This is a genomic window from Cylindrospermopsis raciborskii Cr2010 (genome assembly GCF_003367075.2).
GTDB classification, from domain to species: Bacteria; Cyanobacteriota; Cyanobacteriia; order Cyanobacteriales; family Nostocaceae; genus Raphidiopsis; species Raphidiopsis raciborskii.
Window position 1 is genome coordinate 747980 of sequence record NZ_CP065936.1, and the last position, 15681, is coordinate 763660.

The 15681-nt window shown below is 38.5% G+C and carries 11 protein-coding genes; 4 read left to right on the plus strand and 7 right to left on the minus strand.

The window, feature by feature from the left end:
• Positions 1-366: 366 nt before the first annotated feature.
• Positions 367-1650, plus strand: a complete 1284-nt coding sequence (locus C6N34_RS03425) for an ABC transporter ATP-binding protein (protein ID WP_115538806.1) — start codon at positions 367-369, stop codon at positions 1648-1650.
• Positions 1651-1703: 53 nt separating this feature from the next.
• Here the strand turns inward: C6N34_RS03425 and C6N34_RS03430 are convergent, their stop codons facing one another.
• Both C6N34_RS03430 and C6N34_RS03435 read right to left on the minus strand, forming a co-directional pair.
• Positions 1704-2096, minus strand: a complete 393-nt coding sequence (locus C6N34_RS03430) for a HetP family heterocyst commitment protein (RefSeq protein WP_057178811.1) — start codon at positions 2094-2096, stop codon at positions 1704-1706.
• Positions 2097-3004: 908 nt separating this feature from the next.
• Positions 3005-5374 carry a GH116 family glycosyl hydrolase gene (locus tag C6N34_RS03435; protein ID WP_057178810.1) on the minus strand — a complete coding sequence of 790 codons (2370 nt, stop codon included), beginning with the start codon at positions 5372-5374 and terminating at the stop codon, positions 3005-3007.
• 81 nt (positions 5375-5455) lie between these two features.
• On the opposite strand from C6N34_RS03435, the gene C6N34_RS03440 reads away from it, so the two are divergent.
• A complete protein-coding gene (locus C6N34_RS03440; RefSeq protein WP_057178809.1) occupies positions 5456-6208 on the plus strand; it encodes a sterol desaturase family protein in 753 nt (250 codons plus the stop codon).
• A gap of 2 nt (positions 6209-6210) precedes the next feature.
• Here the strand turns inward: C6N34_RS03440 and C6N34_RS03445 are convergent, their stop codons facing one another.
• Genes C6N34_RS03445 through C6N34_RS03460 form a run of 4 tightly spaced genes read right to left on the minus strand, consistent with a single transcriptional unit; the run spans position 6211 to position 10070 of the window.
• Positions 6211-6513 (minus strand): small RNA NsiR4-regulated ssr1528 family protein, encoded by a 303-nt coding sequence (locus C6N34_RS03445; protein WP_057178808.1) that lies wholly within the window; start codon positions 6511-6513, stop codon positions 6211-6213.
• A gap of 52 nt (positions 6514-6565) precedes the next feature.
• Positions 6566-6826, minus strand: coding sequence for a hypothetical protein (locus tag C6N34_RS03450; protein ID WP_057178807.1), 261 nt, complete (start codon positions 6824-6826; stop codon positions 6566-6568).
• A gap of 21 nt (positions 6827-6847) precedes the next feature.
• Positions 6848-9853: a phosphoenolpyruvate carboxylase gene (ppc, locus tag C6N34_RS03455; RefSeq protein WP_040008954.1), complete on the minus strand. Its 3006-nt coding sequence runs from the start codon at positions 9851-9853 to the stop codon at positions 6848-6850.
• Positions 9854-9872: 19 nt separating this feature from the next.
• A complete protein-coding gene (locus C6N34_RS03460) occupies positions 9873-10070 on the minus strand; it encodes a hypothetical protein (protein ID WP_040008957.1) in 198 nt (65 codons plus the stop codon).
• Between the two features lie 174 nt (positions 10071-10244).
• Between C6N34_RS03460 and C6N34_RS03465 the strand changes: the two genes are divergently transcribed.
• Together C6N34_RS03465 and C6N34_RS03470 are read left to right on the plus strand one after the other, a co-directional pair.
• Positions 10245-12920: a hypothetical protein gene (locus C6N34_RS03465; protein ID WP_115538805.1), complete on the plus strand. Its 2676-nt coding sequence runs from the start codon at positions 10245-10247 to the stop codon at positions 12918-12920.
• The gene (locus tag C6N34_RS03470; protein ID WP_115538804.1) at positions 12921-14429 is read left to right on the plus strand and encodes an MBOAT family O-acyltransferase; all 1509 of its coding nucleotides are present in this window, start codon (positions 12921-12923) and stop codon (positions 14427-14429) included. It abuts the gene before it with no gap.
• 261 nt (positions 14430-14690) lie between these two features.
• On the opposite strand, the gene C6N34_RS03475 is transcribed toward C6N34_RS03470, so the two are convergent.
• Complete coding sequence (locus tag C6N34_RS03475) at positions 14691-15638, minus strand: nucleotidyl transferase AbiEii/AbiGii toxin family protein (RefSeq protein WP_115538803.1); 948 nt, start codon at positions 15636-15638, stop codon at positions 14691-14693.
• Positions 15639-15681 lie beyond the last annotated feature (43 nt).

The following is a 15681-nucleotide window of genomic DNA, read 5'->3' on the forward strand; positions in this document are numbered from 1 at the left end:
TCTCAAATTATATAGTGTCTAGACTGTTAGGACTGCAATTATTGCATCTGGTGGTAGATAAACAGGATTTTGTCTCCCAATTATTTCCCATTTAATTCTCCAGTTCAGGAAACTTGAGCATTACCATACGGTTTGTTAATGGCTAATTAATCTAAAGGTACACAAGACACCCCTAATATATAATATATAATGACCAGCTAGAATTTAAAGATTCTATGTTTTCTCTTCTCTATATTATCGATTAGTTTGAAAGAAACTACTGTATCAAAAAGACTCCCTCTTGACCCAATATTCTCATAATATGGTCATGGTAGCACAACTGCTTTGGGGTCTTAAATCACTTATTAATTTACTTAATCACTTACTGTGGCAAAAGTTGTATTAGAAAACGTTTACAAAACTTTCCCTCCCCGCATAGGAGAAGTTAAGAACCAAGAGTCATCTTCTCCTAACCAACCTGGAGATAGTATTCATGTCCTACGTCGGATTAATTTAACTATTACCGAGGGCGAGTTTATGGTGTTAGTGGGCCCCTCAGGTTGTGGAAAAAGTACCTTGCTACGTTTAATAGCAGGATTGGAGGTGATGACGGGGGGTAACATTTGGATAGGGAATGATCTGATTAATGATTTACCTCCCAAGGCCAGAGATATTGCCATGGTATTTCAAAATTATGCTCTTTACCCCCATTTGACAGTTTATGAAAATATTGCATTTGGTTTACGTCGTCGTTTACCAGTTAACCACACTAGCTCTAAGGGAACTATGGGTCAGTGGGGAGAAAATCTGCTCATGGGTTTGACTCAAAAACTACCCAAACAATTACGTTATCAGACTCAAACGGAAAAAATTATAGAACAACAGGTTTTAAAAGTTGCTCATTTGCTACAAATCAACACAATGTTACATAGACTGCCTAAACAACTCTCCGGAGGACAAAGACAACGGGTAGCACTGGGTCGAGCGATCGCTCGGGATCCACAAGTGTTTTTAATGGATGAGCCCCTATCTAATTTAGATGCTAAACTACGAGCAGAAACTCGCGTACAAATTGTCAAATTACAGCGACAATTGGGAACAACCACTATTTATGTTACCCATGACCAAACAGAAGCAATGACTATGGGCGATCGCATTGCCATTATGAATATGGGACAAATTCAACAAGTTGCCCGCCCCTTAGAAATATATAACTATCCCAAAAATCGCTTTGTGGCAGAATTTATTGGTTCACCACCGATGAATTTCATTCCCGTAGAATTTTATGCACCACTATTAATTACCCACAGCAATTTTCGCTTTACTCTACCAAGTGAGTGGGGAAAAGCACTACAAAAATACAGTGGACAAACCGTAATTTTAGGTATTCGTCCAGAACACCTGATGTTAAGTGTACCGGCGACAAAAAATATACCCGTTAAAGTAGATCTAGTAGAAAATCTGGGAAATGATAGTTTCCTGAGTGTAAGAGTAATTAACCCTGATTTACCGAAATTAGATGGTCAGATACTACAGGTAAGAGTACCTTCGGATAGACTAATTAACATGGGGGATCAAATTTGGCTATCACCCATTGTGGAAAAACTGCACTTTTTCGATCCAGAAACCGAATTAGCGATCTTTACCGACAATAAAAACATTAATTTTTAAAAACATTAATTTGCCACTGCTTGGTATTGACACCTCCCCCAGATATCAAGTAGCTATGCCAACTTTTTCTCTCTGCGGGTATGGTGAACTTCTGACTGGGACTTTTTACCTCTTACCTCCAGATAGGCCAAGTCTTTAATTTTGGTCAAACAGTTGGTTTGGGTTACATGATTATTATCAGTTCGTTTGTCGCTGGATGATGAAGCAAGTTTGAGATTTTCCTTTTTCTCGGTCTCGGACCGATTTTGATGGGAGTTTTCCTTGATTAGTCGGTTGTAAGTACGGTAAGGAATATAATGCAAAGGATTATAACCCACAAACCGCAACATTAGCACGCAGGCCCAAGAATACTTGCCAGCTAGAATGGCCTCTATTACCTGGTCAAACTGCTCAGGATTGATTTTCGTATCAGCAAGTCCAGTGTTGTTAGAAAAATTGTGATTCATAGTTAGTCTTACTTTTATTTTTTAGGCGTGATTTATTTGATGAATGCTCAGATGTGATTGACCAGTTTCGGATCCGTGTTTAATTATCCTCTAGTCATCAACCCCAAAGAGTAACCAGAACAAGACTATGGTCATTGAGTATTGTTGTACAAATAGCCGCTGATAAATGGTGAAACTTTTTTATAAAGTATCACCATTTTTGAGTCAGTAAACCCATGGAATCTGACTTCTCTCAAGCTACATTTGTAATTTATACTATCTTTTTTTCCCATATCATCTGCCAAGATGGCAAGTTGATAAGTCAAATTTAGTGAAGATCTCAAAACGTTCATTTGGTCATTGTGCAAGTTTAACTTTCGTCTGATTTTTGTTAGATAAATGGGGGGTCAGACCCCTCATTTTAGACAACTTTAAAGTTATCAATTGTTGAATATTTGAGGCAATCTCAATTTGATGTAGGAGTGTAAAGCCTTATAGAATAAGAACTTCATAAATTATCACTCAGCAGAAATCCCTGATTTTCCGTAAAATTGCCTTCGGTAGTTCCTTGATTATAGATTGTTATATGTTTTTTGGCAATCTCCTTTAATAAAATAATTATTAACACAGAAATAGCAAATCACTCAAGTTAAATAAATAGCAATAACTGTGGGGCATGAAGATAGAATATTTTTATAATTTAGTTGCTTATGATACCATTTAATAATTTATTAAATTAAACATTTAAGGGGAAATAAATGATGCTCCCTAACAAATACCCATAACCAAGTGTATTATCAAGTGATTCACGACATAGATGTCATATTTAATGTCAATTAATATATGGAACCAGAACGCTATAAAAAGCTGGATAGACATTCTGGCCCGCTGGTGGCTATGGTTATCTCTTAAGATTTAATTACCAATAACTATTTAAAGCATATATACACAGCCCAAATAGCCATAGGCCGAAGGTAGGTACTAGCCCGAAAAGTACCAGCAGCGGTGATCGCCTCTGGTGTGCGGAACTGTAGACCATGGTCATAGACCTGTCTCACCACTGCTTCGGTTAAACGCAAACCTTGATCTTTCATGCCCATTTGCAGTAAAAAAGCAGCCAAGCCAAAATTGATACCCGTCCAAACCTCCAGAGGGTGGGTAGCTTGAGGGTTTTCCGGTGAACCATCCAGAAGAACACCATTAGCAGCACCAAACTTACCATCTTGGAACTTGAGGAAACAAGCATCGTAGATAGTAGTCAAAGCGGAAAGGGCCCGATCTTTTGGCACAATATCCGGTAGATTAAGCAACCTGGCATAAAACTGTCCTGATAGTTGATCAGCCATCACCACATTGGAACCACTTTCACTATCTAAACGGTAAAATTTGCCATTCCATAGTTTTTGTTGATATACTGGCAATGATTGGTTTAACCAATGCTCATAAATAGATTTTTGCTCCCCTACATTTGGTAATTCCGGGCGGTTTATCAAAACATCACAAATGGCGATCGCAGCTTCCAAAGCTGCCAACCACAAAGCACCACAATAGGCGCTAACACCACTTAGTCGCCAATCATCAAAGGTCTGGTCGGGAGCGCCAGAATTTTCCGGTATTCCATCCCCATCCATGTCAAATTGTTTGAGATAATCTAAAGTCAGCACCATACCATGCCAACAGTCAACTAGAAACTCTATATCATTAGCACCGGTAAACAGGAAATCACGGTACACCTGGAGGACAAAATCACAACCCAAATCTTTCCATAGGTTACAGTCCTGATAACTGGTATAGTTGGTTTGCTCCCAAACCCACTCATTAGGTGCGCCTAAATCGTGAGGTGTAGCCCCTGCTACCTTGCGTAATGCCATCGGACTGGGGGAGTTAATGGTTAAATAGTATCCAATAATTCTAGATCTATCATCACTTTGGGGGATGGCCCGCACAAAAGCACGAATGACCGCCTTTTCCAATTCTGGGAATAAAATTAACAGTCCAAAGGAACCATATAATCTAACATCTAAACTCTCATACCAACGATAGTCTAAACATTCTAAAACCGCGAATTGACCCATGGGGTCTTTTTCCGTCCCTGCACTCCACAGGGTTCCCCCACTAGTTAAATCATACAGTTCGTTAAATAAAGCCATCTTGAACCAGCTTGGTAAATCCTCCCTTTCCAGAATTGGTTTTTGCCAACTCTCAATATGCGATCGCCAGTTGTAGCATTCTTTCAGAGCACAAGTAGCAATCTGCCAAGCATTATCGCCGGTAGTGCCGAAAAAATCAGTATATCTACGATAATAGTTGACACCTGCTGCAAATTCTGTCACTGGAAAGTCCCAACTCAAGACGAAAGGAACTGTTAAAGTTTCCCCAGGTGGGAGAGTAAAGCGAACTGCAACAGCAGCGCCCAAACGGGAATTTACATCTGCGGGGGTTTCGTCCTGGTAATTAGATAGAGAGCCATTCTGACTAAAGTCACGCCAAATTTCTTCACCATTACCCAGGGGATTAAATTGGCAATGATAGAATAATTCAACCTGGGGATTTTTCACAGTAGCAATACACCAAGTACCATCACCTTCTTGAATTGGATGATCTGTAGCTCGACCTAAAACACAACCCAAATATTGGTCATTTTCTGCTAACCAGTTATAGTTCCCCTGACTTTCACCCCATCGCGGTTGATATTCATATACAGGAGAGCCATCATCCCTGATTTTAACTTGAGGAGATTTAAGAGCATTAGTAAACCACCCAGTCATATTCTCCCAACTCAACATAATACTCGCAGTAAGGGGTTGATTAGTTGGGTTATGGATATTCCATAAGAAAACAGCTACCGGATAACTAGTTTCTCGGTAGTTATGGGCCCAAACCGGGGAAAATTGTTCGCAAGTGAATTGTAGGGGAAATACGTTTTCATATACAAACCAACTGCGGGGGTAGAGTGCGTGATATGTCCCCCCATCAGTATTGGGATACCATTGCCAGGTTTGTAAGGTGTTATCTTCTGGTGGTTGGGTGGATAACGCGTAAGCTTGACCAGATGTAAAAATACTGAACTGACACCCAGGAACATTTTTAAAAACATGTTCACCCCCATCAATATGCCATAAATTAAAATCTCCCCGAGAGGAACGACCAATACAACCTGCTCCAAAACCACCTAATGGCATACCATGAAATGGCCCATCATCCAAATTGCTGGGATAGCGGACTCTATATGGTCTTTCCCACCCCAGACCAATAGCACGTTTCCACGTGTGGGGCGGTATTTCACTGTATTTGTTCATAGTCTTCAAAAAGTTTTCCCAATCTCAACAGTATAACCTTGGTTATATATAATATATTTGTAACAATTATTAATAAAACAGATGTTATCTAATATCATAGAATTCACCGCGCTGACAATAATTATATTTTGCGCACTTTCTGTCAGATATTTTCTTGTATCCTGGCCCCTTTATTGGTTGCTGTGGACTCGTCGTCCTCGTTCCTGGGAAAAACGCCGTCTTCAGGAAATTAAAGAAAACAGTCAGAATATCAAAACTGAAATCAAATGGTCTATTCTATCCAGTCTAATTTTCTCCCCAGGAGTCGCTCTGTCCATGACTATCATTAGTAATGGATATACCAAGGTGTACACTAATCCTCTGGAATATGGCTATTTATACTTGCCTATAAGCATACTCATATATTTATTCTTACACGATACATATTTTTACTGGACCCATTTATGGTTACACAATCCTAAAATATATCGCCGCTTTCATCGAATACATCATCAATCTATCAAACCCACACCCTGGACATCCTTCTGCTTTGACCCTTTAGAAAGTATAATGCAGGCAGTGATTATTCCTGTCATGCTGCTGATCATTCCCATTCATACCAGCATGTTAATACTATTATTAATATTAATGACGCTATTTGGCGTGATTAATCACCTAGGTTATGAAGTTTATCCCCGTTCCTGGATTAAGGGTTTTTGGGGTGAACATTGGATTACACCCTCCCATCACACCCTACATCATCACAAATTCAATTGTAATTATGGTCTTTATTTTCGCTTTTGGGATAAGGTGATGGGGACGGATGTTATACAAGAGGAAAAACTACATTTTTAAACTTACTTGCTACCATAGAAAAAAGCAATCTCTTTTTCCTTTAAGGGTGCAAAACCAGCTGCTACTAATTTCTCATCTAACTCCGCTTGGGGTATGTGTTTAGCACCAATGCGAACAATTCGAGAACGCATGGTGTTAGATACCCCACTCCGTTGTCTACCTGCTTCCAATCCCATAACGTAATTATATAACTCCAGCTTGACGGTAGGAATGGGGGATCCATCAAAGTCAATTCCCTGTGCGATCGCTATATCTACAGCATCAGCGCCAGTGGTTGGATTTTGTGCAGTTGTTTCGGTGGTCATGGCTATAATCTGGTTAAACTTAACAGGTATTCTATCAGGAAGAGGAGAGAATTTAACCTAAATAATCAATTTTACGCACCACCAAACCACCAAAAAACGCTCCTAATATTGTACCAGTCCAAATTCCCGCTATGCTACCTTGCCATATTGCTCCTGGTGTTACCACTACATGACAAATCTGTTGCCAACCCCATAGTTGAGTCAGGCATTTTTGATTATGTAACATAGAGGAGATTTGTGCAGCTGTTAATCCACCAATTATGCCTGATAATAGCGCAATAACAGTACAAATTAAAGTGCGTTTTTTGATCATTCCACCACTCCTTAAAAATCATCAACCAGTATTTCTCATTCCTGCTGCAATCCCATTAATAGTCAACAATGCGCCGCGTAGTAATTCCCCTTTACTGTAACGAGAATGTATTACTCCCGGTGTACTACTAGTCTTGTACTGTCTCAATCGCTTGAGTAAGGAAACCTGAATGAACCCCAATGGCAATATGGTGCTATTTCGTAATTGTACTGACCGCTGCAAGGTGGGATCTTCGTCTAGTAGTCTTTGATTTCCCGTGATTTTCAACACCAGGTCCCTAGTCAAATAGTATTCCCTGGCAATTTGGAAAAATACTTTCTCAAATCTTGATCTGTCTTCTGGACTGGAAAGTTCCTGTACATAATGACGTGCCATCTCTATATCCACTTTTGCTAGGGTCATTTCTACTTTGGAAATTACCATTTTAAAGAAAGGCCACTTAATATAGAAATAACGCATTAGTTTCAAATGTTCTTCCGGTTTTTCTTGTAGAAACTCATCTAATGCCGTACCTACACCATACCAAGAAGGCAATAAAAATCTGGTTTGTGTCCAACTAAATACCCAAGGTATAGCTCTTAAACTGCCCAAATCTTTTTTGCCAGATGATCGCCGGGCTGGGCGAGAACTAATTTGTAACTGACTAATTTCTTCAATAGGCGTTACCTGATGAAAGAAGTCAATAAAATCAGGATCTTCATAAATCAAAGCTCGATAATGTTGACGAGATCTCACCGACAATTCTTCCATGATCTCATTCCACGCTTCAATGTCATCAAACCCTGTTCTCAATAAACTAGCCTGCACTACTGCGCTAGTAATTGTTTCTATATGATACAAAGCTAAATCTAACAGAGAATATTTAGAAGCTAAAACTTCTCCCTGTTCGGTAATCTTGATCCTACCATTAATACTATGTCCAGGTTGGGCTAAAATCGCCTCGTAGGCTGGTCCACCACCACGACCTACCGATCCCCCCCGCCCATGGAAAATTCTCAGGTTTAAACCGTATTCTTCAGCAATTTCTTGCAGGGATTTTTGGGCTTTGTGGATTTCCCAATTACTACTTAAAAAACCAGAGTCTTTATTACTGTCGGAATATCCTAACATCACTTCTTGGAGGTTAGGTTTAAGATCGCTATGGGATAGGTTATTTTCTGTGTGATCGGGTTTATAACCTCCCGCTAGGAAAGCACGATATAGGGGAAGTTCAAATAATTCCCGCATCACACTTCTGGATCTTTGTAAATCTTCTACAGTTTCAAATAGGGGAACTACACGAATAGAGCCAACCGCAGTAGCAGGGTCAAATAATTGGGCCTCCTTGGCTAGTAGTAGTACCTCTAATACGTCACTAACTTGCCGACACATGCTAATAATATATGTTTGGCAGATCCTAATCCTAAATTCCTGTTGTAGCGATCGCACCACTCGGAAAGTTTCAATGACATCATTAGTTTTTTCCGAAAATGGCAATTCTGCTGGAATTAAAGGTCTTCTAGTCTGTAATTCTGCTGTCAACCAACTCACTCTTTCGCTTTCTGAGAGTTCATTATAGGTTCCGGGAAGGATTTGCAGGTATTCAAGAATTTCATTGATTGCATCAGAGTGTCTAGAAGATTCTTGACGAATATCTAACTGGGCTAGATGAAAGTCAAAAATCTCCACCTGACAAATCAAATTATCCAACTCTCCACAACTCAATCCAGTTTCTGTTAAGTTACGTTGAATCAGTCTTAGCTCCGCCAAAAATTCTTCCCCCGAAGCATATTTATCAGAATCCTCATTGGTGGGAGTCTCCCCACGATATAAAGACAAATTCCGATCTCTGGTATTTTCCAATCTTCTTAACACATAGGAAAGTTTTAAGCGATAAGGCTCTTGACGATAGCGGAGAGCTAAAGCATCGTAAACATCACCTAATACAGATTGGTCCAATTCTAAAGATTCCAACAAATCTGGTAGGACATCACTCCAGTGCATGGAAATGCTCAGTAACTCAATCAGCTTTTTCACAGATTGAATATATCTCTCTAAAACCATTTTTCGCTGGTAACAGGCAGTTTTCCAAGTCACCTCGGGTGTCACTGATGGGTTACCATCCCGATCGGAACCTACCCAAGAGCCAAAAGAACAAAAGTTCTTACCAGGTGGTTCCAACCAAGGAAATGTTTGTTTTAAAGCATAAGCAAATCGTTTATACAATTGAGGAATACCATCAAATAGAACCTCTTGAAAGTAATGTAATGCATAGTCTACTTCATCTAATACGGTTGGTTTAAACTGATGCAGTTCATCTGTGCGCCACCAGAGGCGAATCTCTTCTAATAAACGCTCCTTAATTTCTGCCAGTTCCCAGGGATGAGCACCAGTATGGGTTTGTAGAGTATCCAACTGCTGTAAAAGGTGTACTACCTGTCTTTGTTTGTCCCGGATGGTGTGGCGGACAATTTCCGTGGGATGTGCTGTGAAGACTAAGCGCACATCCAGTTGAGAAATCAGTCTTTGAATCTGCTGAGGTGGAACATTTAATCTAAATAGTAGGGGGAATAACACCGCAAAGGTTCCCTTCTGGTAAGGGGTAATTTTATCATTCCCAGTCTCTTTATTGATAGGTAGATCATTTTCCCTTTGATTAGTTGAATAAATAATGTTAGGCCAGCTTTCTTGGTCCATAGGATCGGGCACCGAATAGCGGGTTAACTGTTGCTTTTGTTCATATTCTTGCTCAATAATGTTAATTAACTGGAAGTATAAAGCGAAAGCACGAGCAGCACGAATAGCTTCATTAATATTGAGCTGTTCAATCAGTGCTACTGCTGAGGATGCTTGATCATGGGTGGTTTGTCCTTCCGGTGAACACAAATCCCGTAGTTGACGCAGCAGGTCAACCATTTTTTGTCCACATTCTTGTCTGAGAACCGACTCCCATAATTCTTCTACTACGTGCAGACGATGACGTAAAAATAATTCAGACATAGGGTGCATATTTGCCGCTGGCAATGAAGAGTATAAAATCGAACTCATATTTTTTGCTCCGGTCCGCTTAACCTGTAATTCTATCCTCAGCACAGGAAGTTTCGGGGAATTTTAGTGGAGGGAGGCGATCGCCCCTAAATATCTCCTCACTAGCAGTTCCCAGGGTTGTAATCACCTCACTAGTTACTTTATTTGCTATGAGTAGTAGTAACATGGACATTGTGCCTATTTGTAGTAACGGGGAATGGGAAATAGTAGAAGACATGATTTATTCTGTAGATTGGTGGTTTTAGAATCACTAGTTACAATGATACTGGCAATTATATATATAAGGTGTAGATCGAGCACGCCCAAATTATAGGTTAAGTAGGTTAATTCTATGGTGATTTAACCTCTAATAATATCTTTGCTCATTTCTACAGCTACAAAGGTAACAAAAATGTTAAAAAAAACTGCCAAATGTGATAAATCCATGATTTTTCCTGAGCAACCGCAAAGCCGTAACCAATTAGACAAAAATCTACACAGCAGCGGCGCATCCCTATTATTACAAGCTAATGAACCCAAATCTTACCATAGCAATTTAAGCGTTTCTAATGAAAATCTAGCAAGACAAGGTGACATCCAGGCTATATCGCGATACTTAAGCGAAAGTCTAAGTTCATTAGGTGTTTCAGTAGAGGTAAAAAGCAAACCTCTAAAATTTAATGTGGGTTCACAAACCAAGATGAACCAAGAGGGCGATCGCCTATGGGTATTTTGTCAATCTACCTACAGTCATGATCCTGAATTACTAGCGGAACCAATCGCCCAGAAGTTACGCCATTTGAACCTAGAAAATTACGGGGATGCACTAATTGTATCTCAAGTTCTAGGGGAAACGAATCCAGACTGGTTGTTAAGGGTAGATCTAACTTTGGCAGAAACCATGGTTCAAGAGTGGGCCCGCTGGGGAGATCTAGAAGCAATTGATCGCCTGCTGAACCAGTCCCTATCAAATTTGGGGGTTTCCGTTACCATTTCTTTGCAAAAATTTACCCTACATATATTTTGTTATCCCACTGGTCTGCTGAAAAATCCACCTGAAAAGGAGGAATGTTTGCCCATAATTGCCAATCAATTGGGGAACATTGGTCCCCAGGGCGTACTATCAGCTACCGTATATGGGCAATCAGCCAAAGAAGCACAACCAGAATGGATAGACTGGTTGTCTTTACCTGCTGCGGAAAATACAAAGTTGTCTACCCCAACCAAAGAACTAGCAGCATCAGGAGACCAAGGGGCAATAATTTTCCTTTTAGAACGTCTACTTAATCATGATATAGATTGGCGGTTAAGAACGGGGGGAATTCGTATTCTTACCTTGCAAAAAGGTAACATATTACATATTATGTGTGACGCCACTACCTGTCCACCCCAAGAACAGGTAGCTGACAAAGTAACTGAATTTGCACAACAAATTAGAGCGATCGCTGGTGTGAGAATCTATGGTCGTCGCGCAGGTGACAGGGATCCCCTTTGGCGTTATGGTGTCAACTTTCCTGGGACTAATCAAGCACTAACGGAAGAATTAGTTTTAGTAGACACACCAAAGTTTGCCTCAATAGTGGAGTATAAAGAATATAGAGAATATAATAGTAGTTTAGTCAATTATCAGCCCAGTAGTAACTTAACTACATATATTTATAGTGATAGTGGGATCGAGGTAGAAGAGGAAAGTGAATATCGATCCATAGGTCTTCATCAACAAATAAAAGACTTAATAAAAAAGTTACTTTTAACAACTCAAGTATTCATACCAATCCAAAATCAAAGAGATATAGATCCAAAAGCAAAGGGAATTTCAGCCGGGTTTTTGTGGTTAGTTTTAGGAATAATCTTAATTATCCAAAGCGATTGGCTTTTAGGGAATTTAACCATGATTAGACAACAATCCCAAGGGACAAAACATAACCAACCCAAAGATTTAAAATTATCTAACAGTTCCGATTCTTCCCCCAGTTCCAACACTTGGGTATTGAGTCAACATAATCAAGTTTCATTAGAAGACTCTTCTATGAACCTGCCAAGTTTTAATGCCAAGCAATTAGATGCACAATTAGCACTATATAGAAAACGATTAAAAACAGATGGCAAACCACCAGATATATTGATCCTTGGTTCTTCTCGTGCATTACGGGGTATTGACCCATCAGCTATTGGTCAGACCCTAGCTAGTCGTGGCTATCCAGAAGTTAGCATTTTTAATCTAGGGATTAATGGATCCACTGCTCAAGTGGTAGAATTTGTGATTTGCCAAGTCTTGACACCTGCGGAATTGCCAAAAATAATTATTTGGGGAGACGGTTCCAGAGCATTTAACAATGGTCGTCTAGATATAACTTTTAATGCTATTGCTGCTTCCCAGGGATATAAGGAGGTATTAAAAAGAGCCAATGAACGAAAAATGAATGAAAACTCATCTGTAGCAAATAAAAGCTCTACAGAAAATAACATTACCAATATTACTGAAATTAATAGCCAACAGGTAGCAAATGAGATATTAAATGAGTACTTAGCCAATTTATCTTTAGGTTATCAAAAGCGTGAAGAAATCAAGAAATTATTTTTCGATAACCTGAATAATTTAGACCTAATTAATAACTATCAAAAGAATAATAACTCCCCAGGTGCAGAAAGCAATATTAATCAATTTAATGGATTTTTACCCATATCCATAAAATTTGATGCTAAAACTTACTATCAAAAGTATCCTAAAGTGTTTGGTGCTTACGATAGTGACTACAAAGATTTTCAGCTAGATGGCATGCAACACAACGCATTAAATTCTATTTTGCAATTCACACAAAAACAACAGATACATCTAATTTTCATTAATATGCCATTAACAACAGACTATCTAGACTCCTTCAGGTCTAAATATGAGCGAAAATTCAAAAGATATATGTTAGGTAATGCTAGAGAGAATCCCAATTTCACCTACGGTGATTTCAGTCGCACCTGGAAAGAAATTGATGAATACTTTTCTGATCCCAGCCATCTGAACCGCTATGGAGCCCATGAACTCTCCCAGAAATTAGCTACTGATATGATCATCCCTTGGTTGAAGAAATAAATGAAATTTACATCTGTTCTCTACGGTCTATTTCTAGTAATTGTTCTGATCACTTACTGGAATATTAAGCAATCAAAATTTCGTCTGTGGACAATAATTATTTCCAGCATAGTTTTTTACGCCTCCTGGGATGTGCAGTATATACCACTAATGGTAGTTCTAACATTTATTAACTTTCGCCTAGGGTTAGAAATTGCCGAAAACTCTGCCTCAAATAATTACTCAAAGAAAAACAACAACAACCAAAATTCAGACCAAGATATAAAAAATATAGAAGCTGACTGGAATCCTAACAGGCTGAAAATTTTAGCTTTAGGTATTTGTTTAAATGTAGGCTTATTATTAGTTTTTAAATACTCGACCATTCTATCCCAATGGATATTGAGGTGGGATATCACCCTAGAAAATGCCAGTTTCAAGTTAGGTATTCCCCTAGGAATTTCATTTTTTACATTTGAGAATATAGCTTACCTTATAGATGTTTATCGAGGAGTACCCCCAGCTGATAACCTATTAAAATTTGCATCCTACAAATTATTTTTTCCCAAACTAATTTCCGGACCAATTACCCGCTATCATCAAATATCTTGGCAATTTGATCAGACAAAAATTAACCATATTCACATACGGACAGAAGGTTTATGGTTAATTGCCAGAGGTGCGGTGAAAAAAGGAGTTTTAGCCGACAATTTAGGAATTTTCGTAGAATTATGTTTTAACAATATACAAAGAGCAGGTAGCACAGATCTATGGTTAGCTACTTTCGCTTATGGTTTTCAACTATATTTGGATTTCAACGGTTATGTAGATATTGCCCGTGGTAGTGCTTTACTACTTGGTTTAGTATTACCAGAAAACTTTGATTTTCCCTACTTGAGTAGCAGTATTGCCGATTTTTGGCGTCGTTGGCATATCACCCTAGGTGATTGGTTACGTAATTACTTATATTTTCCCTTAGGGGGTTCTCGTCGAGGATTATTACGTACCTGTGTTAACCTATTAATAGTCATGTTAATTGCCGGTATTTGGCATGGTTCCGCGTGGGGTTTTTTAGTGTGGGGGGGGTCACACGGTATAGCTTTATGTATTCATAGAGTTACAGATGTGGTCAGCAATAATTTCAAGATTTTACGTCTATTTTGGCATCATCCTCTAGGGATAATTTTGGCATGGTTATTAACTCAATTGACCGTATTTATTTCTTGGATTTGGTTTCGGTTACCTAGAATTGAAGATTCAGCATTAGTCATGGGAAATCTCTGGGGACACACAGCTGATGTACAATTTATTAAGAAGGTTTATATGGAAGCTCTAAATACTAGTCCTAATCAGGTATTATGGGGGTTAATTTTAATATTTGTCGTCATGATTGTGGCTTATGTATTTAAACGGAAACTTCACTTAGAACTCAGATGGCAGTTAAAACTGGTTTTTGTACCTCTATGTTTTTATGCAGTTTGGTTATTGGCACCTCAAGGAAGTTTGCCTTATATTTATTTTGATTTTTAGTGAGACATTTTAGTGATAAAATAGTGGGTATGGTTTTTCCCTCCATATCACCATCTGCCATGATCCCTCTCCCCCACTTTCAAATTTAAAGTCGTCATATTTATTAAACCTCTTGCTTGTTTTACACTTTGTCATACCATTATAGCTGATCTAATGATGAGTAGTACAGAAATTACGAAAATGGTTAAAACTAGGGAACCTGCCATGTCTAAGGTTAGACATTACAAGAAACCGAAAGGTAAGGGGGATTAATTGTCATTTCTAGTCTTCTTTAGACTCGCTAAACGTTCTAGGTGTGTTTTTTAAATTGAAATCAACCGCCATTAAATCAATACCATCAATAATTTTACTGGGTTCAGAAATTCCCAAAGCTGTAAAACATTTGTCTCGATAATTGGGGTGATTTTGGAAAAAGAGTATCGCTTTTTTTAAAGGTTCAATTACAGGATAAGCTGATTGAGCCTTCTCAATAGCTGCTTGAGGAATAGGGAAACTGAGCCTTTGAATAGCCAAATCAATTAAATCTCTCGACTCTACTGAAGAATCATTCCATCTGTCAGAATTAGCCAAAAGTTTTTCTGCAAAACTGTCAATTTGATTTAGGCATGGTACAGGTGACCAACTAGGATAGTCTGCTTCTCCTAGTTCAATATGTCCTTCCATAATTATTTCAAATTTAATCAGGGTTTCATCAACAATAATGGCAAATCTTATTCCATACTGATCGGCTTTAATTTCCCCGGGTAAGTTGAGATTATTTTGATTTTTAAAAAGGGCATTATATTGATTTTTAGCTATTTTTTGTCGTAGTAATCGGTAGCCAGCACCAGTGGAACAGAGAAAATCTATATCCTTGCTTAATCTATATTGTCCATGATTTAAACTAACCAGAGTTCCACCGCCAAAATATGCACCACACTCTAATAAAAAATTAGTGTTTAATTGTTGAAGAACATTTAAAATTTTTTGATGAAATTCCCTCTCAAACATTTTCGCTCCTAACCATGAATGATAATATTGAGCTAATTGTTCCACAAATAAGGCTTCTGTATGGCTCAAGTTTGCTAAAACTCCCCGGTAATGCCACCCTCGCTCATATATTCTTAGCATTTCTAAAGGAGTAAGATTTTTTATATCTTCTCTTTGCCAAGATAATTTTTTTAAAAACGGTAATTTTTCTGGAGTTTGAATTTGGGGTTTAATTAACATTTATATCTATTTATCATTATCAAAAACATTAATAAAATCCTGA